Source organism: Mesorhizobium sp. M0618, assembly GCF_040320765.1.
In the GTDB taxonomy this organism is placed as follows: Bacteria; Pseudomonadota; Alphaproteobacteria; order Rhizobiales; family Rhizobiaceae; genus Mesorhizobium.
Genome location: NZ_JAMYQH010000010.1, coordinates 131,988 through 156,118 on the forward strand (window position 1 = coordinate 131,988; position 24,131 = coordinate 156,118).

General features: G+C 62.6%; 24 protein-coding genes and 1 tRNA gene. 8 read left to right on the forward strand and 17 right to left on the reverse strand.

Annotation, left to right across the window (positions count from 1 at the left end):
* Positions 1-47: 47 nt before the first annotated feature.
* From NKJ04_RS13455 to NKJ04_RS13465, 3 genes are all read right to left on the reverse strand, one after another.
* The gene (locus NKJ04_RS13455; RefSeq protein ID WP_352675533.1) at positions 48-1,055 is read right to left on the reverse strand and encodes an iron ABC transporter substrate-binding protein; all 1,008 of its coding nucleotides are present in this window, start codon (positions 1,053-1,055) and stop codon (positions 48-50) included.
* A 158-nt stretch (positions 1,056-1,213) separates the two neighbouring features.
* The gene (locus tag NKJ04_RS13460; RefSeq protein ID WP_128304641.1) at positions 1,214-2,440 is read right to left on the reverse strand and encodes a cytochrome P450; all 1,227 of its coding nucleotides are present in this window, start codon (positions 2,438-2,440) and stop codon (positions 1,214-1,216) included.
* Positions 2,441-2,667: 227 nt separating this feature from the next.
* Positions 2,668-3,210: a GNAT family N-acetyltransferase gene (locus NKJ04_RS13465; RefSeq protein ID WP_352675536.1), complete on the reverse strand. Its 543-nt coding sequence runs from the start codon at positions 3,208-3,210 to the stop codon at positions 2,668-2,670.
* Between NKJ04_RS13465 and NKJ04_RS13470 the strand changes: the two genes are divergently transcribed.
* The 4 genes from NKJ04_RS13470 (at position 3,181) to NKJ04_RS13485 (ending at position 7,720) form a co-directional block, all read left to right on the forward strand.
* The gene (locus tag NKJ04_RS13470; protein WP_352675539.1) at positions 3,181-4,200 is read left to right on the forward strand and encodes a hypothetical protein; all 1,020 of its coding nucleotides are present in this window, start codon (positions 3,181-3,183) and stop codon (positions 4,198-4,200) included. The genes NKJ04_RS13465 and NKJ04_RS13470 overlap by 30 nt on opposite strands.
* Before the next feature lie 156 nt (positions 4,201-4,356).
* Positions 4,357-4,908, forward strand: a complete 552-nt coding sequence (locus NKJ04_RS13475; RefSeq protein ID WP_127379999.1) for a sigma-70 family RNA polymerase sigma factor — start codon at positions 4,357-4,359, stop codon at positions 4,906-4,908.
* A gap of 1 nt (position 4,909) precedes the next feature.
* A complete protein-coding gene (locus NKJ04_RS13480) occupies positions 4,910-5,548 on the forward strand; it encodes an NrsF family protein (protein WP_352554418.1) in 639 nt (212 codons plus the stop codon).
* Positions 5,549-5,758: 210 nt separating this feature from the next.
* On the forward strand, positions 5,759-7,720 hold the full coding sequence (locus NKJ04_RS13485) for a PAS domain S-box protein (RefSeq protein ID WP_352675542.1): 1,962 nt from the start codon (positions 5,759-5,761) through the stop codon (positions 7,718-7,720).
* Positions 7,721-7,772: 52 nt separating this feature from the next.
* Here NKJ04_RS13485 and NKJ04_RS13490 read toward each other — a convergent pair whose 3' ends face one another.
* The 7 genes from NKJ04_RS13490 to NKJ04_RS13520 form a co-directional block, all read right to left on the reverse strand.
* Positions 7,773-8,651: a 3-hydroxybutyryl-CoA dehydrogenase gene (locus NKJ04_RS13490; protein ID WP_013529423.1), complete on the reverse strand. Its 879-nt coding sequence runs from the start codon at positions 8,649-8,651 to the stop codon at positions 7,773-7,775.
* A 232-nt stretch (positions 8,652-8,883) separates the two neighbouring features.
* Complete coding sequence (locus NKJ04_RS13495; RefSeq protein WP_127271197.1) at positions 8,884-9,813, reverse strand: electron transfer flavoprotein subunit alpha/FixB family protein; 930 nt, start codon at positions 9,811-9,813, stop codon at positions 8,884-8,886.
* 155 nt (positions 9,814-9,968) lie between these two features.
* Entirely contained in the window at positions 9,969-10,718 is a 750-nt protein-coding gene (locus NKJ04_RS13500; protein ID WP_013529425.1) for an electron transfer flavoprotein subunit beta/FixA family protein, read from the reverse strand.
* 211 nt (positions 10,719-10,929) lie between these two features.
* Complete coding sequence (locus NKJ04_RS13505; protein WP_352675545.1) at positions 10,930-11,730, reverse strand: rhomboid family intramembrane serine protease; 801 nt, start codon at positions 11,728-11,730, stop codon at positions 10,930-10,932.
* 29 nt (positions 11,731-11,759) lie between these two features.
* Positions 11,760-12,341, reverse strand: a complete 582-nt coding sequence (locus tag NKJ04_RS13510) for a cob(I)yrinic acid a,c-diamide adenosyltransferase (RefSeq protein WP_128304573.1) — start codon at positions 12,339-12,341, stop codon at positions 11,760-11,762.
* 25 nt (positions 12,342-12,366) lie between these two features.
* Positions 12,367-12,558: a twin transmembrane helix small protein gene (locus tag NKJ04_RS13515; RefSeq protein WP_013529428.1), complete on the reverse strand. Its 192-nt coding sequence runs from the start codon at positions 12,556-12,558 to the stop codon at positions 12,367-12,369.
* Between the two features lie 24 nt (positions 12,559-12,582).
* The gene (locus tag NKJ04_RS13520; RefSeq protein WP_352675550.1) at positions 12,583-13,449 is read right to left on the reverse strand and encodes an SDR family oxidoreductase; all 867 of its coding nucleotides are present in this window, start codon (positions 13,447-13,449) and stop codon (positions 12,583-12,585) included.
* Positions 13,450-13,504: 55 nt separating this feature from the next.
* On the opposite strand from NKJ04_RS13520, the gene NKJ04_RS13525 reads away from it, so the two are divergent.
* Positions 13,505-14,356: a YihY/virulence factor BrkB family protein gene (locus NKJ04_RS13525; protein WP_013529430.1), complete on the forward strand. Its 852-nt coding sequence runs from the start codon at positions 13,505-13,507 to the stop codon at positions 14,354-14,356.
* A 157-nt stretch (positions 14,357-14,513) separates the two neighbouring features.
* Here the strand turns inward: NKJ04_RS13525 and NKJ04_RS13530 are convergent, their stop codons facing one another.
* Positions 14,514-15,410 (reverse strand): DMT family transporter, encoded by an 897-nt coding sequence (locus NKJ04_RS13530; RefSeq protein WP_352675553.1) that lies wholly within the window; start codon positions 15,408-15,410, stop codon positions 14,514-14,516.
* A gap of 149 nt (positions 15,411-15,559) precedes the next feature.
* Positions 15,560-16,435 carry a tRNA glutamyl-Q(34) synthetase GluQRS gene (gene gluQRS / locus NKJ04_RS13535; RefSeq protein WP_023811136.1) on the reverse strand — a complete coding sequence of 292 codons (876 nt, stop codon included), beginning with the start codon at positions 16,433-16,435 and terminating at the stop codon, positions 15,560-15,562.
* 73 nt (positions 16,436-16,508) lie between these two features.
* Here gluQRS and NKJ04_RS13540 point away from each other — a divergent pair, with 73 nt between their 5' ends.
* On the forward strand, positions 16,509-17,150 hold the full coding sequence (locus NKJ04_RS13540) for a DNA-3-methyladenine glycosylase family protein (protein ID WP_023811137.1): 642 nt from the start codon (positions 16,509-16,511) through the stop codon (positions 17,148-17,150).
* A 128-nt stretch (positions 17,151-17,278) separates the two neighbouring features.
* Positions 17,279-17,836, forward strand: a complete 558-nt coding sequence (locus NKJ04_RS13545; protein WP_006328497.1) for an HNH endonuclease — start codon at positions 17,279-17,281, stop codon at positions 17,834-17,836.
* A gap of 162 nt (positions 17,837-17,998) precedes the next feature.
* Here the strand turns inward: NKJ04_RS13545 and NKJ04_RS13550 are convergent, their stop codons facing one another.
* On the reverse strand, positions 17,999-18,517 hold the full coding sequence (locus NKJ04_RS13550) for a disulfide bond formation protein B (protein WP_352675556.1): 519 nt from the start codon (positions 18,515-18,517) through the stop codon (positions 17,999-18,001).
* A gap of 34 nt (positions 18,518-18,551) precedes the next feature.
* Complete coding sequence (locus NKJ04_RS13555; protein WP_023811139.1) at positions 18,552-19,139, reverse strand: YqaA family protein; 588 nt, start codon at positions 19,137-19,139, stop codon at positions 18,552-18,554.
* A 276-nt stretch (positions 19,140-19,415) separates the two neighbouring features.
* Between NKJ04_RS13555 and NKJ04_RS13560 the strand changes: the two genes are divergently transcribed.
* Positions 19,416-19,500, forward strand: a tRNA-Leu gene (locus NKJ04_RS13560).
* Positions 19,501-19,541: 41 nt separating this feature from the next.
* Here the strand turns inward: NKJ04_RS13560 and NKJ04_RS13565 are convergent.
* From NKJ04_RS13565 to NKJ04_RS13575, 3 genes are all read right to left on the reverse strand, one after another.
* Positions 19,542-20,666 carry a coiled-coil domain-containing protein gene (locus NKJ04_RS13565; RefSeq protein WP_352675558.1) on the reverse strand — a complete coding sequence of 375 codons (1,125 nt, stop codon included), beginning with the start codon at positions 20,664-20,666 and terminating at the stop codon, positions 19,542-19,544.
* A gap of 377 nt (positions 20,667-21,043) precedes the next feature.
* Positions 21,044-22,324 (reverse strand): GNAT family N-acetyltransferase, encoded by a 1,281-nt coding sequence (locus tag NKJ04_RS13570; RefSeq protein WP_352675561.1) that lies wholly within the window; start codon positions 22,322-22,324, stop codon positions 21,044-21,046.
* Positions 22,324-23,724, reverse strand: a complete 1,401-nt coding sequence (locus tag NKJ04_RS13575; RefSeq protein WP_352675564.1) for a lipopolysaccharide biosynthesis protein — start codon at positions 23,722-23,724, stop codon at positions 22,324-22,326. The genes NKJ04_RS13570 and NKJ04_RS13575 overlap by 1 nt, the downstream gene beginning before the upstream one ends.
* Between the last annotated feature and the right edge of the window lie 407 nt (positions 23,725-24,131).

A 24,131-nucleotide genomic window follows, 5' to 3' on the forward strand; every position in this document is an offset into this window, starting at 1 on the left:
AATTCCCGCGGGAGCGTGGTCGGGTGTCCTTTTAGGACGAATGGCAACTAAAGCAAGCCGGCTGCCGTCATCAGGTCGGTGACCTTCTTGGAGTTCAGCGTCGTGGCGTCGACCTTTGGTGCCTGCAGATCGACGAGCGGCACCAGCTTCGGGTTGGACTCCGCACCCTTGCCGACCGCGTATTCGAAGGAATCGCCGGTCTTCAGCACGTCCTGGCCGCCCTTGCCTGTCAGCCATTTCAGGAAGGCCTGGGCTTCCTTCGGATGCTTGCTCGAGGCCAGCACACCGCCGCCGGAGATCGAGACGAACGCGCCCGGATCCTGGTTCTTGAAATAGTGCAGCTCGACATTCCCGCTGTTTTCGCCGGTCTTGGCCTGATCGCCGAAGTAGTAATAGTGATAGATGACGCCGCCTTCGATCTCGCCGGCATTGACCGCCTTCATCACCGTGCTGTTGCCCTTATAGGCGGTGAAGTTGGTTTTCATCGCCTTCAGCCAGTCGGCGGTAGCGGCTTCGCCCTTGAGCTGGAGCAGGGCACTGACGATGGCCTGGAAATCGGCGCCTGACGGGGAGGCGGCCCAACGGCCCTTCCAGCTCGGATCGGCGAGGTCGAGCATCGACTTGGGCAACTGGTCGGCGGTCAGCTTGGTCTTGTTATAGGCAAAGACCGTGCTGCGCGCTGCGACGCCGACCCATTTGCCGCTGGCCGGCTGATAGTCCTGGGGAACCTGTGCCAACGTGTCGGCGTCGACCGGCGCGAACAGGCCGGCCGTCTCGACCAGCACCATGGCCGGCGAGTTTTCCGTCAGGAACACGTCGGCCGGCGAAGCAGTGCCCTCAGCGACGATCTGGTTGGAGAAGTCGCTGTCGCCGCCATTGCGCACGGTGACCTTGATGCCGGTCTCCTTGGTGAAGCCTTCGGCCCACGCCTTGGTCAGGCTTTCGTGCTGGGCGTTGTAGACAATGATGCCATCATCTTCCGCCATCGACGGGCTGGCGATCAGCATGATTGCCAGCGCGGTGGCGCCGGCGAGAGTGGAAAGAGCGTATTTCATGTCATTGTCCTAAAGTTCGGTTGGCACCGGCTCACCTACCGATACCTGACAGCCTTAGTCAACATTGGTGATCTGCTTCAATCGGCCGCTGAAGCACAAACGCTTGATGTCGGGCTCACAATTCCAAGTGATGAAGTGACGCGAATGGCGTGCCGAATTCAACCCGATGTTTGATCGGCCGACCGGATGAATGGGGCGGCTTGCAAACCGTGGAAAAGCACCGAATGCCGCCTGACGACCCTGGGAAGATCCAAGCACCAGCCTTTGGCCTGCGTGAACAAGGCCTCCAGCAGTACAGCCATTTCTAACCGGGCGACGTGTTGACCCAGACAGGCATGCAGTCCGGTGCCAAAGGCAAGGGCCGACGAAATGCCGGAACCCAAATCCAACCGGTCGCCCGCCGGAAAAACAGAAATGTCTCGATTGGCGCTCGCCAGCACGGGTACAACGGCCTGCCCGGCTTTTATGGTTGCGCCACCAAACTGCAAATCTTCCGCGGCGATACGCGCTCCGGCATAGTGAACCGGAGCGCAAAAACGGAGCAGCTCTTCGGCTGCTGAAAACCAACTGACTTTCCCATCTGCAAGCAGCGAAAGCTGTTCAGGGAAGCGTGCAAGCGCGACCAGCGCATTGCCGAAGGTATCGACGACTGTCGCCTGCCCGGCAAAGAGCAGGAATACGATGTTTGCAATGGCATCGTCTTTCAGCCAGCGGCCAGCCTCGACTTCGGCAAGCATCTGAGCTGAAATACCGTTTGGGCGCACAGCACCGTGTTCTATCACGCTGGATACCCATGCCTCCAACCGGCGGCAGGCATCGTTTGCGTCTTCGTCTACGCCTCCGGCCCTTATTTCCAGGGCGTTGGCCATAAGCTGTGCGTCGGCGCCAATCCGCCAGGGATCGTCCATGTCGATACCAAGGATCTGTTCCAGGCCTGAAAACGATAGCGGCAGGCCTATATCACGAACCGCGTCGAACTCCGGTTTTTGTACAGCTGCCTGCGTAAGTTCCGACGCTTTGGCCGCAAGCCGGTCGAACAGCCCATTGCTGGAGGAAAAGCTTAGCGAACCAGCCAATGGGCGGCGCAGGCGCATGTGCCGCGGCGGGTCGGACAGCAGCATGGAACGGGTCAACAGGTCCAGGGCCGGATTGGCGCTGATCTTTTGCCTGACCTCCTGATAGGCGCCCGGCGGTGCCTGCAGCAACAGCGGGTGTTTCAAGGCCTGGGAAACAAGCGCATGGCTGAACACGTAGAAGGCTTCACCGACCTCGGGATAAGGAGGTTTGCCCCAACTGGCGCCTCCTGAACTCCGACGACGGGCGAATTCGGGAAACGCATCGCTGCCATGGGCAATGGGGTCAAATAGATCAGCTTGATCTGTCATCGGGCAAGATCGACAGCAAAGATAACGCGAAATCCGCCGGAACTCATGTCTTCAGGTAGAAAATCGGACGCGAGATGTAGAAATTCGCACCGGAGAACACGGTTATAGAACCGCAGTAGCGGATCCCTCGTTATTGATTCCACCGAAGGCATGACACCGGTCCGGTGCCAATCGTCGATGGTCCGACGAAATTCCGGATCCGGCCGAACCTTGTCGGGCAACTCGTCCTATGCTCCCGCGTAGGACGGGCAACGTCCGTCGCCGACCAACCAACGCGCACCGACCTGCCGGCCATAGTCAGACATTTGCGACAACAGGCGGCGTGCCATGTCGGTGCCGCGGAATTCGGGTCGCACACCAAGATTGTAAACGTAGAGTGACCGTGCAGGTTGGCTCCTGACAAGCGAAGAGTAGGCGGAGAAGGTCTTGGGGAACCTTCCCGTATCGTGCGGATCTTGGCTGGTTTCCACGAAGCAGATCGCGCCTGCAACAAGGTTCTCAACCATGGCCAGGATCATTGTATGCCCGAGCGAAAGCCGGTGGTGAATTGTTTTTTCGCTGGCACCGAGTCGTCCCCAGGCTGCGGCCTCCATCGCGGCCATGCCCGGAACGTCGTCTGCCACAAGTTGTTGAAATACGATCATCTTCATCGTCGAAAGGCCGCTCGTAATTGCGATATCGAATCGATAATTTTCTGATACCAGCTGTTGATGGGTGCATGAGTAGGGGCGGGTTGTCTCATGATCTTCTATGTTTGCCATCGCTTGCATGCCTATACCCTGGCAAGCCTGCTACTCTATTTTCGAACTGATTTGCAGGATTCTGTGCGCTTTGTCCCCTATGACGAACGGGCGCATCTGCTTGAGATTTCCAGAGGCACCGTTCTTTGGACGGATTTGGACCGACTGAGCGAAGCAGAGATTGAAGCATGCTCCAATCTCAGCCAGCGAATGAAGTCGCAGCAGCCTGATCTGTTTCAACTCAACCATCCGCGAAAAAGCCTTCAGCGTTTCGATCTATTGCGTATGCTGTTCGCGGACGGCATCAATGATTTCAATGTATACAGACCCGAAATTCTGCCGGCGGGAATGCGTTTTCCTGTCTTTCTGCGTGACGAGACGGGCGCCGCTTATAAAGTGCCGCCGCTGTTGCAATCGCCGGCGGAACTCGGCGAGGCGCTCTCGAACCTGGGTACGATGAATTTTGTTCGCCCCATGGTGGTGGAGTTTGGAGCAAAGGCTGGTGCCGATGGCAGCTACCGAAAATACTCGGCATATCGGATCGGCGAGCGCAGTTATGCGCAACACTGCTTCGCCAGCAAGGAGTGGTTCATAAAGGTACAGGGAGGCGGTATGTCGGGGCAACATCGGGTCGAGCATACCGCCTTTGTGCGCGACAATCCGCATGCGGTAGAGCTGATGCCGATTTTCGAGAAGGCGGGGATCTCATATGGCAGGATCGACTACACCATTGTCGATGGTCGCATCCAGATTTTCGAGATCAACACCAATCCCACTGTATTGAACGACCCTCCCACACCCTTCGACAGATATGATTCGTTGCCTTACGCCAACATGCATGCAGATGCCTTGGCACAGCTGCCATATGCTAACGATCCCCTATCCACTCCGGATATCGATGAGACACATCTCCAGATCTTGGGCCGCCTGAGAAACAAGTACCGTCGCAGACGAATGAAGCTGACCGTTCGAAAGGGCTTCAGGTCTTTCCGGGATGCCATGTTCGGCGCCAAGCCTTGAGTTCAAGAACAAGAGCGCGGGGCAATATCGCACTGGCGATCGGCGCGCAGTGTGCAGCAAACTTTCGTGATTTGCCGGCAGTTTGGCTTGGACATTATTTCGCCGGCCACGTAACAAATCAGCGCCGAGACGCGAAATTCGGGGGAGTGAACTCTTGTGAGCGGCAAGGACGAGGCCGAACTTTCCCGGCTGATGCGGGCCGCCATCGCGGGAGATGAAAGGGCTTACGCCGACTTTCTGCACCGGATTGCCGCGCTGGTTCGCGGTTTTGCCAGGCGCAAGATCGTGCAGGGCGGGGTCGATCCCGAGGATGTCGTGCAGGAAACCTTGCTGGCCATTCATGTAAAACGACATACTTGGCGCCAGGATGCGCCGGTGTTGCCGTGGATCTACGCGATCGCCCGCTTCAAGCTGATCGATGCGTTCCGGCGGCGCGGACGGCGCATCGAGATCGATGTCGACGATATCGCCGAGACGTTCGCCGAGCCGGAAACCGAGACCGTCAGCGAGCGAGACATCAACCGGGCATTGGACAGCCTGTCGCCGGCACAGCGCTCCGTGGTCTCGGCCGTGTCGGTGGAAGGGCGGTCCATCGGTGAGACGGCGGCGAAGTTCGGCATCAGCGAGACGGCGGTGCGTGTGTCGCTGCATCGCGGACTTGCCGCGATAGCCAAGCGATTCGGGCAGGGGCGGTTCGGGCGGGAATGACATGAGGACGGACGATCTCATCAGGGCGCTGGACGCCGATGCAAGCAGCAAGGCGATGCCGCTGCAATCGGCCTGGTGGCTGGCCGCCGGTGCGGGGGCGGTGATCGCGGCCATCGTTTTCCTGCTGACCATCGGCCCGCGCCCAGACTTCATGGCGGCCGCGCACACGATGCGCTTCCTCTCCAAATTCGTCTTCACCATCGTGCTTGCCGTCAGCGCCTTCGCCCTGATCCGCGCCTTGTCGACACCGGGTGCCTCGACGGGCCGGGCAATGGCCTGGATGGCCGCGGCGCCCGTGCTGGTAGCCGTGGCGGTGCTTCTGGAGCTTTTCATGATGCCGGAGGCGCTGTGGGGTACACGGATGGTCGGCAACAACATGATGCTCTGCATGGGCTTCATCCCGCTGATCGGTATTGGCCCGCTTGCCATCTTCCTGTGGATGCTGCGCTATGGCGCGCCGACACGGCCGGTGCTTGCCGGTGCGGTGGCGGGCCTGCTCGCCGGCGGGCTGGCGGCAACCTTCTATGCCGCGCACTGCTTCGACGACTCGCCGCTTTTCGTCGCCCCCTGGTACACGATAGCCATTGCAGCGCTCGCATTGCTCGGTGCGCTCGGCGGACGGTTTTTCATACGCTGGTAGCGTTTCGTAACGATCGCGGACCCGTGCACCGATCCTTAATCATGCCGGCAATTGTTTGCCGGTTAGCGACCACGCCGGCATGCCGGACGCAACCTTTCCTTAAAATCGATCCGCCAAGGTTGATGCGAGAACATGCGTTTGCGCACGGGGGTGGCACGTATCGTGATGTGGCGAGGATTGACCAGCCGAGAATCTCTTGGGCATGCAGGGTTGGCGTTGCTCGTCGCCGGCCTGGGCGTGCTGGCGACCTCGATCCTGCTTTCGCGCCTGGACCTCGGCACCGAAGCGCTGAAGCTCTGCCTGCAGATCGCGGTGGCGCTGGCGGTGGGCGCGCTGTTCCTCGCCGCCCTGTCCATACGCAGGATCAGCAGGCATCGCCAGCAGATCGCCGAGAGCGAGCTGCGCTTCCGCCGCGCCATGGAGGATTCGGCGATCGGCATCGTGGTTGTCGGTCTCGACGGTCGCATCCGCCAGACCAATCCGGCCTTCGCCGCCATGCTTGGCTACACAAGCGAAGAGATCGAGGCGCTGACTTTCTTCCAGATCACGCATCCCGACGATCTGCAGATCGGGCGGGAGACGATGGACGATCTGAAGGCGGGCACGGTCAATTCCTTCCACTTCGAGAAGCGCTATCTCAGGAAGGACGGAACGCCCGTTTGGGCCCATCTCTCCGGTTCGGTCATTCGCGATGAGACCGGCGGCCGCCCGCTCTATCTCGTCTCGCAAATCGAGAACATCGACGCTCGCAAGCAGGCCGAGGCGCGCATTGCCGAGGCGGAAACGCGTTGGAATTTCGCCCTGGCCGGCGCCGGCCAAGGGGTCTGGGACCTCGACATGCGCAAGGGCGGCACGACCTATTCCTCGACCTGGGTCAAGATGCTGGGCTATGCGGATGGTGAGCTCGATGGCGACACCGACCGCTGGCTGACGATGATCCATCCCGACGATCGCGAGACTGTCGCCGAAGCGGATCGCGCTCATCTCGAGGGCAAGACACCGTTCTTTGAGGCCGAGTTCAGGATGCGCCACAAGGATGGCCACTGGATGTGGATACTCGACCGCGGCAAGGCTATCGAACGCGACGAGGATGGACGGCTGATCAGGGCCATTGGCAGCCTGACCGACATCACCCGTCGCAAGGAGGCCGAAGAGCGCCTCACTGTGTCGGCGGCAATGCTTGCCGATGAAAAGGAGCGGCTGAGGGTGACGCTGCAATCGATCGGCGATGCCGTCATCTGCACCGATGCCGCAAACCGCGTCACCTTCATGAACCCGGTCGCCGAAAAGCTGACCGGGATTGCCGGCGGCGAGGCTCTCGGCAAGATGCTTGGCCATGTCTACTGGGCGGTCGACGAGGAGACGGGGCACAGGATCGGCGTCACCCGGCCCGCGATTGGCGTTCATGCGCCCGCCGACCAGAACAGCCGCGCCGTCCTGATCCGGCGCGACGACACGCGCTGCAGCATCCGCCAGGTCGTGTCGCCGATCATCAACGAACGGAACGAATTCTGCGGGCTGGTCATCGTCTTCCAGGACTTTTCCGATGCGCGCGCGCTGCAGCGCCAACTGGCGCACGCCGCGGCACACGACGCGCTGACCGGCCTTGCCAATCGCTCCAGCTTCATCCGCGCCATGGAGGAACTGGTCGGTCAGGCCCGCAAGGACGGCACCGCCGACACGAGGAAGTCGACCGGCGACACGACAGAGTCGGTCGGAGCCAGCGGACATCAGTTCATGTTCATCGATCTCGACCACTTCAAACTGGTCAACGACACGGGCGGCCACGCGGCGGGAGACGCGCTGCTGAAGCGGGTTGCCGTGGCGATTCGCGGCGTGCTTGGTCCAGACGATATCGTCGCTCGCCTCGGCGGCGACGAATTCGCGGTCATTCTGAAATCGGGTTCAGCAGCCGGCGCCAAGATCGCGGCGCGCTCCATCATCGATGCGATCGGCGGCCTGGATTTCACCTGGGACGGCCGTCCTCACGTGATCGGCGCCAGCATCGGATTGGCTGCGATCAATGCCAATTGCGGCGAGGTCGACGAGATCATCGCGAGAGCCGATGCGGCCTGCTATGCGGCCAAGGCGGCCGGCCGTGGCTGTGTCTCCGTGGCGCCCGACGCACGGATCGTGGATGGCCGGACAGAGCCGCTGGCCGCGGCCTCCTGATCGAGCCTGTCACCGCCGAAAGGCTTGCCCCTGATTTGCGCCGACGATGCGCTCAGCGCGTCGGAACGGGATGCTCGCCGCGATAATCGTAAAAACCGCGCCCGGTTTTGCGGCCGAGCCAGCCGGCCTCGACATATTTCACCAGCAGCGGGCAAGGACGGTACTTCGAGTCCGACAGGCCGTCATGCAGCACCTGCATGATCGACAGGCAGGTATCGAGCCCGATGAAATCGGCCAGCTGCAGCGGCCCCATCGGATGGTTGGCGCCGAGCCGCATGGCGGTGTCGATGGCGTCGACCGAGCCGACACCCTCATAGAGGGTGTAGATCGCCTCGTTGATCATCGGCAGCAGGATGCGGTTGACGATGAAGGCCGGAAAATCCTCCGAGACCGTAATCGTCTTGTCGAGTTGCTTCACATAGGTCTTTGCCGCCTCGAAGGTCTGGTCCTCGGTGGCGATGCCGCGCACCAGTTCGACCAGCTTCATCAGCGGCACCGGGTTCATGAAATGTATGCCGATGAACCGCTCCGGCCGGTCGGTCTGCGCGGCAAGCCGCGTGATCGAGATCGACGAGGTGTTGGTCGCCAGGATGGCTTCGGGATTGAGCTGCGGACAGAGCTGGGCGTAGATCTTGCGCTTGACCGTCTCGTCCTCGGTCGCCGCTTCGATCACCAGATCCGCGCCGGCAAGATCGGCCATCGCGGGCGCGGCCGAAATGCGGCCCATCGCGTCGTTGCGCACCTTCTCGTCGAGCTTGCCGGACCCCACCTGGCGGGCCATGTTGCCGCTGATTGTGGCGATGCCTTTCTCGATGCGGTCGGGCGAAATATCATAGATCAGCACCTTGTAGCCCGAAAGCGCGGAGACATGGGCGATGCCGCCGCCCATCTGGCCCGCGCCGATGATGCCGATCGTCTCGATCTTGCTCATTACACCGATCCCGTCCTGAGCCCTTCCGCTTGAACTGCGAAAGCGCTCCACCTTTTTATTTTACCGCAATTCCCTAGGGAAAGCGCTACGCGCTTTTCCCGGGAAAACCGCTGCGCACTTTTGCTGGATTGCTTTTCGCCTTTGCGGCCTGCTTTTTGTGCGGTGCAAACTAAAAGGGCGGGGCGACTTCGTCTACCCCACCCTCACCATTTAATACCTTTGGCAGAAAGCGTCAAAGCGCCTTTTGCAGCTCCGGCAGAATGACGAAGAGATCGCCGACGAGGCCGTAGTCGGCAACCTGGAAAATCGGCGCCTCCTCGTCCTTGTTGATGGCGACGATGACCTTCGAATCCTTCATGCCGGCGAGATGCTGGATGGCGCCGGAGATGCCGACCGCGATGTAAAGATCGGGGGCAACCACCTTGCCGGTCTGGCCGACCTGCCAGTCGTTCGGCGCATAGCCGGCATCGACCGCGGCGCGGGAGGCGCCGACGGCTGCACCGAGCTTGTCGGCGACCGGCAGGATGACCTCCTGGAACTTCTCCGCCGAACCCAGCGCACGACCACCCGAGATGATGATCTTGGCCGAGGTCAGCTCCGGACGGTCGGTCTCGGAAAGCTTGTTCTCGACGAAGGTGGACAGGCCGGGATTGGCCGCGGCCTTGACGGTCTCGACCGCCGCCGAGCCGCCCTCGGGCGCTGCCTGGAACGAGGCTGTGCGAACCGTGATCACCTTCTTGGCGTCGCTCGACTGCACCGTCTGGATGGCATTGCCGGCATAGATCGGCCGCTTGAAGGTGTCGGGAGATACGACTTCGATGATCTCGGACACCTGCGCGACATCGAGGAGCGCAGCCACGCGCGGCGCGACATTCTTGCCCGACGATGTCGCCGGCGCGATGATGGTATCGTAGGCGCCCGCCAGCGACACAATGAGCGCTGCCGTCGGTTCGGCCAAGCGCTCGGCAAGCTCGTCGGCTTCGGCCAGCAGCACCTTGCTCACGCCCTTCAGCTTGGCGGCAGCGTCGGCTGCCGGCTTGGCGCCCTTGCCGGCAACCAGCACATGCACGTCCGAGCCGATCTGCAGCGCCGCCGACAGCGCCTTGGCGGTCTGGTCGGAGAGGGTGGCGTTGTCGTGTTCTGCAATCAGAAGAATAGCCATTGATGATATCCTGACTTTCGTTTCGCGGCTCCCTGAAATCCGGTCAGGCCGAGTCGAAAACGGTTGGTTTCGAGAACCGGAGCGGAGCGTACTTCAGTACGTCGCCTCGGCAAGCGGAGAAGCCAGCCGTTTGCAGGCCGGCCTCATCGGATTTCCTACAACACGCCGGCTTCGTTCTTGAGCTTGTCGACCAGCTCAGCGACGCTCTTGACCTTGACGCCTGCCTTGCGGCCGCTCGGCTCCTCGGTCTTGATGACCTTCAGCCGCGGCTTGACGTCGGCGCCATAGTCGGCAGGGCTCTTCTCGTCGAGCTGCTTCTTCTTGGCCTTCATGATGTTGGGCAGCGAGGCATAGCGCGGCTGGTTGAGGCGAAGGTCGGCAGTCACGATCACCGGCATCTTCAGCTCCACCGTCTGCAGGCCGCCATCGACTTCGCGCGTCACCTTGGCCTTGTCGCCGTCGAGCACGATCTTGGAGGCGAAGGTGCCCTGCGCCCAGCCCAGCAGTGCCGCCAGCATCTGGCCGGTCTGGTTGGAATCGTCGTCGATAGCCTGCTTGCCGAGGATGACGAGGCCGGGCTGCTCAGCGTCGACGACACCCTTCAGCACCTTGGCGACGCCGAGCGGCTCGGTCTGTTCGTCGGTCTTGACCAGGATGGCGCGGTCGGCGCCCATGGCGAGCGCGGTGCGCAGTGTTTCCTGCGCCTGCTGCGGGCCGATCGAGACGACGATGATTTCTTCGGCCTTGCCGGCTTCCTTCAGCCGGATTGCTTCTTCCACCGCGATTTCGTCAAACGGGTTCATCGCCATCTTGACGTTGGCGAGCTCCACCGCCGAACCATCAGCCTTCACGCGAACCTTGACGTTCGCATCCACAACCCGCTTCACGGGTACAAGGATCTTCATTTGCCTGTCACCTCTTCACGCTAGTTGGGCGCTATAACAGCCTGCGCCCTTTCTGAGTTGTCGAAAGCCGACATTCCTGACTGAATTTTGGCCGGATGGAATTCTGGCCGGATGGAAATTCTGGTCTTTGCCCGCCTTAGGTTGCGGCGGTGACGTTTCCGTAGTTGCGGCAACCCTGCACGTCAATACGCTGCAAGCCGCTCAAATCGGTTCAGTCCAAACTGGAAGCGTTTCCTCGTCCCCAGCGCGGTGTCGCGGCGGGCGGGTCGGGGATCAGCGGTTCCGTGGCAACCGGCGGTTGGTCGGGAGCGGTGGGCGCGACGTCCTCGTCGGCGCCGGCAAACAGCGGCACGCCGCGGCTGCGCAGGACGAGCACCAGAACGGCGCCGGCAATGATGCCGCCGATATGGCAGGCCCACGAAATCTGATCCTCGCCGCCGGCGGCAAACATCACCACCTGGAACAGCACCCACAAGATGAGCGGGATGAAGGCCGGAATCCGCAGCGGGATGCGGGCAAAGGCCAGCAACCAGACCTTCACCCTGGGATAAAGGATCAGATAGGCGACCACCACGCCGGCGATGGCGCCGGAGGCACCGATCAGCGGCACTTGCGAATCCCAGGCGACGAGGCCCTGGAAAGCGGCGCCGGCGATCGCGCACAACAGGTAGAAGATGAGGTACCGGATGTGGCCGAGTGCATCCTCGACATTGTCGCCGAACACCCACAGGAACAGCATGTTGCCGCCAAGATGGAAGATGTCTGCATGCAGGAAGGAATAGGTGAGATAGCTCAGGCTTTCGGGGATGACGATGAAACGGGGATCGAGCTCGGCGGTGTCATGGACGACCGAGGGGATGAAGCCGAGACCAAGCACGGCGGCATTGGAGAAACTCTCGCCGCCGAGCGCGGTGGCAAGGTAGACCAGGGCATTGACCACGATCAGCCCGATGGTCACATATTGCAGCCTGATGTGCCGCAGCCTGTTGGTGTCGTAAAGCGGGATGAACATTGCCCCAGGCCCTCTTCCGCTTTCGACAATCAGCGGTTCTTGCCGGGAACCCATAGCACGTCGGCGTTTCCGTTGTCATTGACCGCCCGGGCGGCGACAAACAGGAAATCCGAGACGCGGTTGATGTATTTCAGACCGTCGCGGTTGACGTGCTCGTTCGGGTCCTGGGCAAGGGCTACGATCAGCCTTTCGGCCCGCCGCGCCACGGTGCGGGCAAGGTGAAGTGCCGCCGCTGCCGGCGTGCCGCCATTGAGCACGAAGGATTTGAGCGGCTGAAGCTCCTTGTTGAGAAGGTCGATGTCCTTTTCGACCCGGTCGGTCTGCACGGCGACGATGCGAAGCGGCTCATAGCCGAGCGGCTTGCCGTCGTCGGGCACGGCGAGATCGGCGCCGAGATCGAACAGATCGTTCTGGATGCGGGAAAGCATGTCATCGATCGCGGGATGGGTCGCGGCCGTGTGGACCCGGGCGATGCCGATGCAGGCATTGGCCTCGTCGATCGTGCCGTAAGCGTCTACCCGAAGGTCGGATTTCAGCCGCCTTTCGCCGGTGCCGAGACCCGTGGTGCCATCATCGCCGGTGCGGGTGTAGATCTTGTTGAGCTTGACCATTTCGCCTCCCCGGCTGCCGATATCCTCACTTGCGGGTGAAATACACCGCAAGCAGAATCAGCACCAGCGCCACGGCCTGCAGCATGACGCGTGCCTGCATCAGCTTGTTCGACGTGACGCCGGAACCACCGCGCATCATGTTGATGAGGCCACGAACAAGCACGACCGCAACGGCGACCATGACCAGAATGGCGAGAATGTTGAAGACGGTTGCCATTGTTGCGTTCCAGTTGTTTGGCGTTCAGGCGCGTTTGGCCATCAGGCGGTAGAGCATCGATGCCGGCAGGATGCGTTTGAGCACCGCACCGATCCTGGCCGGCACTGTTACCACATAGTGCGGGCGCGGGGGCCGCGACAGAAGTGCATGGCGCAGCGCCGCATGAACGACTTCCGGCCCTGGCTTCAAGGCCGATTGGCTGCCGCCGGCCCGCAACCGCTCGAGTTGCGCCGCATAGTCCACGCGGTGCACGGAATTTTCGTGGTCGATGTTGCTGAGAAACCAAATGAGGCCATTGCTGGCGATCTTCGACTTCACCGGCCCCGGCTCGATCAGCGAAACGTGGACGCCGCTGCCGGCCAGTTCCTGGCGCTGGCAGAGCATCAAGGCCTCCAGTGCGTGCTTCGATGCCGAATAGGCGCCGCGAAAGCGCACCGGCACCAAGCCAAGAATCGACGAGCAGTGGACGATGCGGCCGTGACCCTGGCGGCGCATCACCGGCACCAGCCGGCGGGTCAAATCATGCCAGCCGAAGAAATTCGCCTCGAACTGCTGCTTGAGCGCCGCAACGGGCAGATCCTCGACGGCGCCCGGCTGCGCATAGGCGCCGTTGTTGAACAGGGCGTCGAGCCGGCCGCCGGTGCGGTCGAGCACCGCCGCCACCAGCGAGGCGATGGAGTCCGGCTCGCAATAATCGAGATAGAAGGCCTCGATGCCGTCGGCTTCGAGCGCGGCGATGTCCTGCGGCTTGCGCGCCGTTGCGAACACCCGCCAGCCTTCCGCCTTTAACGCGCGGGCGCAGTACGCGCCTATTCCCGAAGACGCACCGGTGATGATAATCGAGCGCACCTTCTGCGCCGGACTGTTCGTGGTTTCGCCAAGGGTTGCCATTTGCCGCAATCCCTTCCCATATTCCCGGCGTGGAGACAATTGGAGGGCGCGGTTCTTGTTGCGGAAGATCGTAGCCCTCAAGCGGGTTCTCTACGACGCGCTTGGCCATTTCAACACCGATGACGGCTGGGCCATGGCCAGCCATCTGGCGATCACCTCGCTGATGGCGCTGTTCCCGTTCCTGATCTTCGCGACGACGCTGGCGAGCTTCCTGGGCGCGCAGGCGTTCTCCGACACGGCCGTGCATCTGGTCTTCGACACCTGGCCCGAACAGATCGCCAAGCCGATCGCGCGCGAAGTGCTCAATGTGCTGACCGTCCGGCGCACCGACCTTTTGACCTATGGTGTGGTGCTTGCTGCCTATTTTGCGTCGAACGGCATCGAGGCGCTGCGCACGTCGCTCAACCGCGCCTACCGCGTTTCGGAAACGCGCGGCATCATCTACCGCCGGGTGCAGAGCATCATCTTCGTTCTCATCGCCACGGCCGGTTTCCTGGCGATCAGCGTGCTCCTGGTGTTCGCGCCGCTGCTGGCGCGGCTCGCCGAAGCCCATATCGACTGGATCAAGCCCTATATGGGCACCATCACGCTGTGGCGTTACGTCATCGCTTCGGCGGTCATCGTCGGCGGATTGTTTGCCGTGCATTTCTGGCTGCCGGCGGGCAAGCGCCGCTTCGTCTCGCTGGTGCCGGGCATCGTCTTCACGCTGGCGGCATGGCTTATCGGCTCGACCATCTTCGCCACCTATCTCGACCACTTCTCGTCCTATGTGACGACCTATGCCGGCCTGGCCTCGATCATGATCGCCGTGGTCTTCCTCTACATGGTGTCGGCGATCTTCATCCTCGGCGGCGAGCTCAATGCCGCGATCAGCCGCTATCTGGAGGCACGTGCGCGGGTGGGATGACAGGTCGAATTGGGGAACTGGAATGGGAGAATTGAGGAATGGGAGAATTGAAGAATTGAAGAATTGACGTAGCACCCAGCGCCAGATGGCCCCCATCTGCCTCAATGCCTCAATGCCTCAATGCCTCAATGCCTCAATGCCTCAATGCCTCAATTCCTCAATTCCTCAATTCCACAGTTCTTCCCTTGGTCTGCCGCGCCGTTGCCAGGCCGACGCCGAATGTCGTGATGGCCATGCCGGCGATCTGCAGCGCGTTGAGCTGTTCGTCGAAGAGTGCCCAGGCGATGACCGCCGTCACCGCCGGCACCAGGTAGAACAGCGACGCCACTTTCGACATCTCGCCGTCGCGGATCATCACCATCAGCAGGAAGATGGCGCCCAGCGACAGCACCAGCACCAGCCAGGCCATGGCGAAGATCAGCTCGCCATTGATGATGATCGTGTGGGTTTCGAAAGCGAGCGAGGCGAGGAGCATCAGCGAACCGCCGCCGACATATTGCCACATGGTCGCCGCGACCAGGTCGCCGCCGGAGGCGAAGCGCTTCTGCCAGATGGTGCCGGCGCTCATGCCGAGTACCGAGACCAGCGAGGCGGTCAATGTCGCAACTGTTACGCCGCCGCCCAGCGCGCCGAGCTTCGGCCACAGCACGATGACGATGCCGATGAGGCCGATACCAAGGCCAAGCCAGTGGCGCGGCAGGATCGCCTCGCCGAGAAACTTGCCGGCAAGCACCGCCGTGATCAGCGGCTGCAGGCCGACGATGAGGGCCGAAAATCCGGCCGGCATGCCCCTGTGGATGGCCCAGAAGACGGCGCCGAGATAGACGCCATGCATCAGGATGCCGGCGCCGGTGGCATGCAGCGCCTCCTCGCGGGTGGCTCTTTTCGAGCCCAGCACAAGCATCAGGACGGCCAGCAGGATGGCGGCGATGACGAAACGCGCGGCGAGGAATGTGAACGGTTCCGCCCACGGCATGGCGTAGCGCGCGCCGATAAAGCCGGTCGCCCACAGGACGACGAAGGTGGCGGGGATGAACCGCTTGATGCTGTGCATGTTCCGGAGACCGCCGTGTTGGGGGGAGTTGACCGTGGCGCTGCTCTAATGCGCTTCAACCCGACGCGCAAAGCGAAACCATTGATCCATGCATCATCGGAATTCAACGGCCGGCGCATTTGGCAGGTGGTTTGTCTGATCTCGCCGGCTCAAAGCCCGACTATCCGCCGGATGCCGTCAGGTGATGCGCCGGCATGGCGCAAGGCGGCAAGGCTGGTGTCGCCGAGGCTTTTGGACAGCTTTCGTCCGTCTGGCCCCAGGATGAGACGATGATGGAAATAGGCCGGTTGCGGCAGTCCGAGGAGTTGCTGCAGCAGGCGCTGCACGCCAGTGGCGGAAAACAGATCCTGGCCGCGCACGACGTGGCTGACGTCTTGCAGCGCATCGTCCATGACGACGGCGAGGTGGTAACTGGTCGGAATGTCTCGGCGCGCCAAGATCACGTCGCCCCAGTCCCGCGGGCGGGCTTCGACGGAGCGCGTCGCGGAAAGCGTCTCGTCAGAATACTCCGTCCATGAAAGGTCCTTGCCGACACGCGCCATGGCGGCATCGACATCCAGCCGCCAGGCGAAGGGTGCATTCTCGGCGATCCGCCGCTGCCGTTCCTTCAGCGGCAGCGCCTTGTCGGTGGCGGGGTAGAGCGGCACGCCATCGGGATCGCGCGGCCAGTCGCGCCCACGCTTTTCGCTGTCGGTGATGAAGGCGCGGATCTCGCCACGGCTCATGAAGGCGGGGTAGACGAGTTCGTCCGCGATCAACCGCTCGAGCACCGCCTGGTATTCGGCGAAATGCTCGGACTGGCGGCGCACCGGCTCTTCCCAGCCAAGCCCCAGCCATTTCAGGTCGGCAAGCACGCCTGCCTCGAATAGCGGCGTGCAGCGCGTCGTGTCGATATCCTCGATGCGCAGCAGCAGGCGGCCGTGCGCCTGTGCCGCCAGCTTCTGGTTGAGCAGCGCCGAATAGGCGTGGCCGAGATGCAGGTCGCCGTTGGGGCTGGGCGCGAAGCGGAATGTCAGGAGTGTCATCTCTCAGGCGGCAATCATGTTTTGCGGCGCTTCGCCAATTGCTACCCTGTCGACGGTCGAGGAACAAGAAAGCATGCGCCGTATCGTGACATCAGACGACATTGCCCGGGGGCTCGATGCGCTTTGCGTGATCGACCCGCGCCTGGAAAAGGTGCGCGGCATGGCCGGCGAGGTGCCGCTGCGGCTGTCCGAGCCCGGGTTTCGAAGCCTGGCGTCGATCGTCGTCTCGCAGCAAGTGTCCCGCGCCAGTGCCGATGCGATCTTCGGCCGGCTGACCAAACTCGTCGATCCGCTGACGCCGCAAGCGATCCTGGCCGCCGGCGAGGACATGTTTCGCGAGGCCGGCCTGTCGCGGCCCAAGCAGCGCGGCCTGATCGCAATTGCCCAGGCGGTGGCCGACGGCCTCGACCTTCATCACCTCTGTTCGCTCGATGCCCAGGAGGCGATCACGACGATGACGGCGGTGTCCGGCATCGGCCCGTGGACGGCGGAAGTGTATCTCTTATTCGCCGCCGGGCATCCCGACATCTTCCCCGCGCGCGACGTCGCGCTGCAGAGCGCGGTCGGCCACGCGCTCGGCATCGAGCCGCGTCCGCCGGAGAAAACCCTGATCGCACTGGCCGAATCATGGAGCCCGTGGCGAGGTGTCGCATCGCGGCTTTTCTGGTCCTATTATCGTGAAACCAGAGGGCGGGACGCCGCGCCGCCGGCCTGAATCCGCAAAAAATCATAAAAATCACGCATTTTTGGCGCTTAGGCCACGCGACAATCCGCTTCACATCCCTGTCATGTCGGGCTTACAGTATCCGCGCCGTTCGGGTCTAGAACCAAGGAGGTGAACACGTGACGGTTGCCGTATCTCCGGATGGGCTTCCAGCACTGGTGCTGAATGCGGATTACCGTCCGCTCAGCTATTACCCCTTGTCGCTCTGGTCGTGGCAGGATGCCATCAAGGCGGTGTTCCTCGACCGGGTGAACATCGTCGCGGAATACGAGCATGCCGTCTCCTCGCCGACCTTCTCGATGAAGCTGCCGAGCGTGGTCAGCCTGAAGGCCTATGTGAAGCCCTCCAGGCACCCGGCCTTCACCCGCTTCAACGTCTTCCTGCGCGACCGCTTCCAGTGCCAGTATTGCGGCACGCCGGAGGACCTGACCTTCGATCACGTCATTCCCCGCCACCGTGGCGGCGCGACGACATGGGAGAATGTCGTTGCCGCCTGTTCGCCCTGCAACCTCAGGAAGGGCGGCATGATGCCGGCGCATGCCAAGATGTGGCCGCTGCAGAAGCCTTTCCAGCCGACGGTGCACGATCTGCACAACAATGGCCGCCTGTTCCCGCCCAACCATCTGCATGAGAGCTGGATGGATTATCTGTACTGGGATGTCGAACTCGAACCCTGAGATCGTTCGAGAATTCGGGAGGCTGGCCGTCTGGAGCGATTGTCTGCGCTTCCGATGCTCACGGACCAAATGTCCGCTCCGCTTCGGTTCTCGAGAATCACTCCATACGACTCAGCCTGCCGAATTCTTTGAACGATCTCGCGTCGGCGCCATCGCGCCAAATCAGTCGCGGGTGAGGGCGCCGCGGAAGGCGACGGCGGCGAGGACCAGGCTGGCGATGGCGTTCCAGCCGGCCAGGGACAGGCCGAGGATGCGCAATGCGGCTTTGTCGCAGGACGGCGGCACGAATTTGTCGAGCGCGTCGAGCACGCCCTTGCCGCCGGTGTCGACCGGCCCGGCGCCTGCGGTACAATCGGTCGGGCCGGCCCACCACTGCCATTCGACGCCGGAGTGGTAGACGCCGAGATAGAGGCCGTAGAGCATCAGGATGCCGCCGACGGCCAGCAGGCCGCGCGTTAGCCATGCCGGTGCGTGCAGCATCGACGCAATCACCGCCAGCACCATCAGCGGCACGCCGATATAGTAGGGCGTGCGCTGTTCGAGGCAGAGGTGGCAGGGGATGTAGCCGCCGAGATACTGGAAGCCGAGCGCCGAGCCGACGGTGGCGGCCATGGCGACGGCGAGGAACAAGGCGGTTAGCGTGCGCTGGCGTCCGGTGTCGGCATTCATGGTCGCTGTCATTTCAATCGGTCCGTCCGGCTCGCAATGGTTCTGTTCAGAACGCGTATTTGACCAGGATATAGAGCAAAATCAGGGCAGCCGCGCCGGCGCCGGCGATGAGGCCGAGGCGCTTCTCGATGAATTCGCGGATCGGTTCGCCATAATGGCGCAGCAGCCAGGCGAGCAGCAGGAAACGGCCACCGCGGGCCACGATCGCCAGCACCACGAACAACAGCAAATTGACGCCGATGACGCCGGACAGGATCGTCACCACCTTGATCGGCGGCAGGTGGGCAGCGCCCGATGTGATCAGCATCAGGACGATGAAGCCGACGCCTGCCCCCGCGCGCAGCGCTTCGAACTCGTCGTACTTGCCGTAGAATTCGAGGATCGGCCTCGCCACCGCGTCATAGGCGTAGTGGCCGATGAACCAGCCGGCGATGCCGCCCAGCACCGAGGCGACGGTGGCGATCAGCGCATAGCGGTAGGCGCGATCCGGCCGCGACAGCGCCATCGGCAGATAGAGCACGTCGGCCGGCACCAGGAACACCGAGCTCTCGACGAAGGCGATGAAGGCCAGCCACCATTCGGCGGATTTGCGGGCCGCCAGCGACAAGGTCCAGTCGTAAAGTCCGCGAAGCATCGGCACTCCTAATGCGTGTCGTTCAATTGCGCAGGCAGGTTGGGGTGTAACGGCATGCACAGAACAAAGACCCAGAGCACGCCATCCGTCCCCGCAGACGTGCCGCGCTTTGATGCGCCGCCTGTCTAGAAAGATTTTCCGCGCTGCACAATGGCAGCCCCGTCACGAAATCGAAAGGCGCAGATTGGTCGCATCTTGAGGGCACCGGAGAATTGGCCAGTTGACGAACAGCCCTCCAACCGTATAGTCCCGCGCCATCCAGGCCGCCCGGCCTGAGCCCCTATGGCGGAATTGGTAGACGCGCTCGACTCAAAATCGAGTTCCGCAAGGAGTGCTGGTTCGATTCCGGCTAGGGGCACCAACCTTCACTCTTCGAGCTTTGGGTGGCAAATCCCAACGCGATCAAGACGCCTTACGCGTCGCGGTGGGATCGCCGTCATTGGCCGCGCCAAGCTCGCCAGCCGCCAGCAATTCGTCGAATGTCCGTTCGAGATCGGCATTGTCACCCGCTGCCGGTCCGCTGGGCGGATCCTGGCGTCTCAGCGTTTCCAGCCTGTGGTGAAGCTGGCGGTTCTCATCGCGGCAACGGGCATGCGCGAGTTCGTCGGTCATGTCGCGCAAGCGGAGATCGGCGAGTTGAACCTTCACCGCGCCATAGTCTCGGCGCGCCGCGTCGCGCTCCTGGCGCAACGTCGCAATCTCGGTTTCCGAGGTTTGGCGCCGATGCTCGGCCACGTCCTCGGCGCGCTGCCCCACGCTCGGCGTTGCGCGGACCACGCTTTGATCGGCGGCGCTGCGCTGGAGCGAGCGCAACCTCTTTTCAAGTTCGGCGGCCCGTACCTGAGCGGTGGCGGCGCAATCGCCGAGAACGCCGCGCTGATGCTCCACCATGGACAGCCGCACCTGCAGGTCCTGCTGCACCAGCATCTGCGCAGACAGTTTGCCGGTCAGTCTTTCGTTGTGGAGCTGGTAATCCGCGACCTTGGAACGAAGCAGCATGGCGGCCTGTTGCAAGCTGGCGAGCCGCGATGCGACGTCCTCACGCGCCTGCTCGGCGGCTTGCCTGGCGATGATCTCGTCGCGAAGTTGCCCCGACACGCGCGCCAGGTTCCGGCCCAGACGCTCGACCTCGACATTCGCTTCGAGGAACCGCGTTGCGCGCTGGCCGGCATGCCTGTCCGCTTGCGCAATGGTCTGCCGTGCCTTGTTGAGTTGGACCTCCAGGTCGGCGATCGTCTTGCTCGCGATCGATAGCTCGCGCGATTTTCGCCCAAGCTCTTTCGAGGTGCGATCCTGCAAGCGCTGCAGCTTCGCCACCTCTTCCTGCAATTCCCATTTGTCGGTATCGGGAGCGTCGGCATCGTGCTCAACCAACGACCACGCCAAGTCGTCATCGGCACGTGGATCCAGCCTATCGTTGGACAAGAGCGAGGAGCCGCGCATGGCGCGGGCCTGGCTCGAGCCCGTCCGGGCCGAAGTCGAGCCGAGGGAGGCGGCCAGCGTGTCTGACTGGACCAATCCGGTCACGGGCTCCTCTTCGAAGAGAGGCAAAGCTTGATGCGTTGCGGCTCGAATGCTTCGAATCAGTTCTTCGAAGTCTTCGTCGGCCCTTCGGACAACGGCGCTGTCCTCCGCACTGATGTGCCGGGCGCCGTTGGCCTCATGATTCAGCGACATTTCTCTCTCATCGCTACCGAATCACTAGATTATCGTGAATTAAGAACAAGAACGCGAGTAGATCTTATCGGCTTTCACCGGAAATTTCTGCGAGAAATATCGTTTTTTTTAAGCAGAGATCAATATTCGCGTTTGCCTGCTGGCAACCGAAGTAAATTCCCGGTCACCCACCCCTCAAATATTGCAGCGAAGATGTGCCATTCTCCAGAACCGCACCCTGCCTTTTCTCACCGCCGCCCCAGCAAGCTCTTCATCCGGTTGCGCAGCAGGCGGGCCATGTTGCGGGTTTCGCGGTAGAGGTGCAGTTGCGAGGCGGCCTGGCGAGTGAGGCGGTCGGCGTCCGGCGCCAGGCCGATCACCAGGGTGCCCATCGGCTTGCGCTCGGCCCATAGCCGGCTCATCACAGGATGGTCGGGCACCGCGCAGGAATCGGTCATCATGATGTTGGGATCGTCGAGATGCTGCCTGGTCACCTCGATCATGAGCAGCGTGCCGGGCGAATAGCTGGCCAGCGTCTCGTCATAGGCGGTCTTCCAGGTGTAGGCGATGCCGGCTTCGACGAAGACGATCAGGCAGGCGATGGTGCGGCCGTCGAGCGTCAGCGAGTGGATGCGGCACATGTCCTGTTCGGCCAGCCGGTGCACGGCTTCGCGGGCGAAGGCGGCGCGGAAGCGGTCGATCGCCATGGCGGTGCGTTCGCGGCCTTTCCAGCCGGCCGCTTCCAGCGACAGGAAGCCTTCGATGGCATGGCGGATGTCTTCGGGGCCGCGCGCCACGACATGCTCAAGCTTGCCAAGGTCGCCAAGGCGCCGCTTCAGGCGGCGGAACTCGCGATAATGGTGCGAGCGCAGCGAGGCCTTCAGATAATCGTCTCCATCGAGCTCGCTCTCCAGCGCCGGGCGCTGGCTCTGGCCGGTGGTGACCAGCGTCAGGCCGCGCGCCTCGGCCACGGTGGCAAGCAGGCTCGCCACCGGGCCATCGAGCCGGATGTCGGGCAGGACGAACACTTTCGGCAGCTTGAGATGCGGGCGCGACAGCATCGCGAAGAAGTCCTCGACGACGCCGACCGGGTCGTCGCGGTCGACCAGCGGCGTGCCGAGCGGACCGAACGGGCTCGACCATGTGCGCATGACCGGCACGCCGAGCGGCACCACCGGCCGTTCCACCGAGAACGGCACCAGAAGGCGCAGCCGGTTGCGGTATTCGTCGCCGTCGCGGATGACCGCCAGCCGCACCTCGCGATCCTCCAGCCGCGGCATGGCGGGCGCCAGGAAGCGCGGGTTGAAGAACACGTTGGACTCGACCGTGCGGGCGCAGAGATAATCCAGCTCCTCGACCAGGTCGAAACCTGCCGATGCCGGGTAGATGGCGAGCTTGCGCTCGGGCCGGTTGTTGGCGAGGATCTCGATATGGGCGGGGTCGGCATCGCGGGTCAGCCCGGCGAGCCCCGACACCATGGCGCCGGCGGGGCCGCCGCTGGTTTCCTCAAGCAACGGGATGGCAGCCATCACGCGGCTCCTTTCGCAGGCACGAAGATGAGCATGGCGATGCCGAGCTTGCGCCACACCGTGAAGGAGAGCGCGCCGGCTTCGAAGATCATGGCAAAGGCGGTGGCCATTGCCGCGCCCCACAGGCCGAACATCGGGATGAGCACCACATTGAGGGCGATGTTGAAGGCCAGCGTCATGGCATAGACAGCGGCGCAGATGTTCTGGTTGCCGCTCATCGTCAGCAGGCTTTCGCAGGGGCCGACGGCGGCCCGCGCCACGACGCCGAAGACGAGCAGAAACAGCAGCGGATAGCCTGATGTGAATTCAGGGCCGAACAGCACCAGCATCGGCTCGCCGAGCGCCAGCACCAGCAGCGCCATCAAGAGCGATGGCCAGAACGTCCACGACACCGTCTCGCGGGCGAAGGCGGCAAGCCTCTGCGGGTCGCCATGGGTGAACTGGGCGTAGCGCTGGGCAACGCCGGCCTTGACGGCGAAGTAGACGAAATGCACCAGCGCCAGCGTCTTCACGGTGGCGAAATAAACGGCGACGTCGTTGGGGTCCATATAGGCGCCGACCATCAGCACATCGGCATTGGTCAGCAGGAAGAAGAAGCTTTCGACCAGGAAGATCGGCAGCGAGACGATGAACCATTGCGCGAAATGCACCTTCATCGGCCCTGCCGGGATCTGCCTTTCCATGCGCTGGGTGACACCGACGAGTTGTCCCAGCGTGGTGGCGTAGGTGGCGGCGATCGAGGCGAAGATGGCGGTCCTGGCATCGGGTGCGTAGCCCACGAACAGCATCACCGCCATGAACAGCAGGATCAGCACGGGCCGCACCAGATAGGTCGGCGACAGGGCAAACAACGCCCAGCTGTTGGCGCGTGCCAGGCCCGACAAAAGGTCGGACATGGCGATCATCGGCAGGCAGATGACGCCGAGGATGAACGGTATCACATAGTAATTCTCGATCCAGGGTGCCGCCAGCCAGACGCCGAGCGCGCCGAGCCCGGCAATCAGCGTGGAGGCGATCAGCACGAACAGACGGCTGGCCAGTACGATGCCGCGCAGTTCATCCATCAAGCCGCGCTCGCGATATTCGGGAATGTAGCGGATGACGGAGGTGTGGAAGCCCAGGCAGGCGAGGTTGCCGACGATGACCATCGTCACCCAGACAAGGACGAAGATGCCATATTCGAACGAGCCCATCCAGCGTGCCATCAGCACCTGGCTGACGAAGGCGATGACGGCGCTGACGATGCGGACCGAGAAGGCGATGACCGACATGCGGCTCGCCTCGCCGCGCTCGTCGGCGGTGAACAGCACGGCATCGATGCGGCCAAGCAACGGCCCCATGCGCAGCGCCCAACGCTGCGGCAAGAACCGCCCGGCAGTCGTGGCCGCGGAAAAGCGCACCCCGATTTCTCTCCGTTTTCCGCTTCTTTTCAGGGTTCTGTGTAGCGGAAACACATTAAGAAACGGTTGGGTGGGGAGCTTCCTTCGCCCCGTTACTATACGGGGAGGAGGTGCCGGCAGGCGGATGAGGGCGGCGCAGGAAGGCGGACGTGCAGAAGATCGCTCACGCGCCGAAGCTCACCAATGAGCAGATAAAGAACCTAGTGCGGCGGAAGCGTGAGGCAGACTAGGTATTGGCGTCTACGCCGCAAAAAGCCCCCGGCGAATTAGGGATAGGCGCATTTGGTCAACTTCCATCTCGCCTAAGCGGCCTATGAGTAAGCCCGTCTCCTGCACGTACTCAGGCGGGACGAAGTACTCTTCGCACCAAATCAGATTTTTCCGATTGCCGGTATCCAAGGCGAAGC

Excerpts from the sequence above, each read along its gene's own strand:
- NKJ04_RS13570 (WP_352675561.1), bottom strand. The coding sequence starts at position 22,324 with ATGGCTGCCATCCCGTTGCTTGAGGAAACCAGCGGCGGCCCCGCCGGC.
- NKJ04_RS13555 (WP_023811139.1), bottom strand. The coding sequence starts at position 19,139 with ATGCTTCGCGGACTTTACGACTGGACCTTGTCGCTGGCGGCCCGCAAA.
- NKJ04_RS13530 (WP_352675553.1), bottom strand. The coding sequence starts at position 15,410 with ATGCACAGCATCAAGCGGTTCATCCCCGCCACCTTCGTCGTCCTGTGG.
- NKJ04_RS13550 (WP_352675556.1), bottom strand. The coding sequence starts at position 18,517 with ATGACAGCGACCATGAATGCCGACACCGGACGCCAGCGCACGCTAACC.
- NKJ04_RS13470 (WP_352675539.1), top strand. The coding sequence starts at position 3,181 with ATGATCTTCTATGTTTGCCATCGCTTGCATGCCTATACCCTGGCAAGC.
- NKJ04_RS13510 (WP_128304573.1), bottom strand. The coding sequence starts at position 12,341 with ATGGTCAAGCTCAACAAGATCTACACCCGCACCGGCGATGATGGCACC.
- NKJ04_RS13505 (WP_352675545.1), bottom strand. The coding sequence starts at position 11,730 with ATGTTCATCCCGCTTTACGACACCAACAGGCTGCGGCACATCAGGCTG.
- NKJ04_RS13490 (WP_013529423.1), bottom strand. The coding sequence starts at position 8,651 with ATGAGCAAGATCGAGACGATCGGCATCATCGGCGCGGGCCAGATGGGC.
- gluQRS (WP_023811136.1), bottom strand. The coding sequence starts at position 16,435 with ATGACACTCCTGACATTCCGCTTCGCGCCCAGCCCCAACGGCGACCTG.
- NKJ04_RS13540 (WP_023811137.1), top strand. The coding sequence starts at position 16,509 with ATGCGCCGTATCGTGACATCAGACGACATTGCCCGGGGGCTCGATGCG.
- NKJ04_RS13515 (WP_013529428.1), bottom strand. The coding sequence starts at position 12,558 with ATGGCAACCGTCTTCAACATTCTCGCCATTCTGGTCATGGTCGCCGTT.
- NKJ04_RS13520 (WP_352675550.1), bottom strand. The coding sequence starts at position 13,449 with ATGGCAACCCTTGGCGAAACCACGAACAGTCCGGCGCAGAAGGTGCGC.
- NKJ04_RS13495 (WP_127271197.1), bottom strand. The coding sequence starts at position 9,813 with ATGGCTATTCTTCTGATTGCAGAACACGACAACGCCACCCTCTCCGAC.
- NKJ04_RS13480 (WP_352554418.1), top strand. The coding sequence starts at position 4,910 with ATGAGGACGGACGATCTCATCAGGGCGCTGGACGCCGATGCAAGCAGC.
- NKJ04_RS13500 (WP_013529425.1), bottom strand. The coding sequence starts at position 10,718 with ATGAAGATCCTTGTACCCGTGAAGCGGGTTGTGGATGCGAACGTCAAG.
- NKJ04_RS13465 (WP_352675536.1), bottom strand. The coding sequence starts at position 3,210 with ATGCAAGCGATGGCAAACATAGAAGATCATGAGACAACCCGCCCCTAC.
- NKJ04_RS13460 (WP_128304641.1), bottom strand. The coding sequence starts at position 2,440 with ATGACAGATCAAGCTGATCTATTTGACCCCATTGCCCATGGCAGCGAT.
- NKJ04_RS13455 (WP_352675533.1), bottom strand. The coding sequence starts at position 1,055 with ATGAAATACGCTCTTTCCACTCTCGCCGGCGCCACCGCGCTGGCAATC.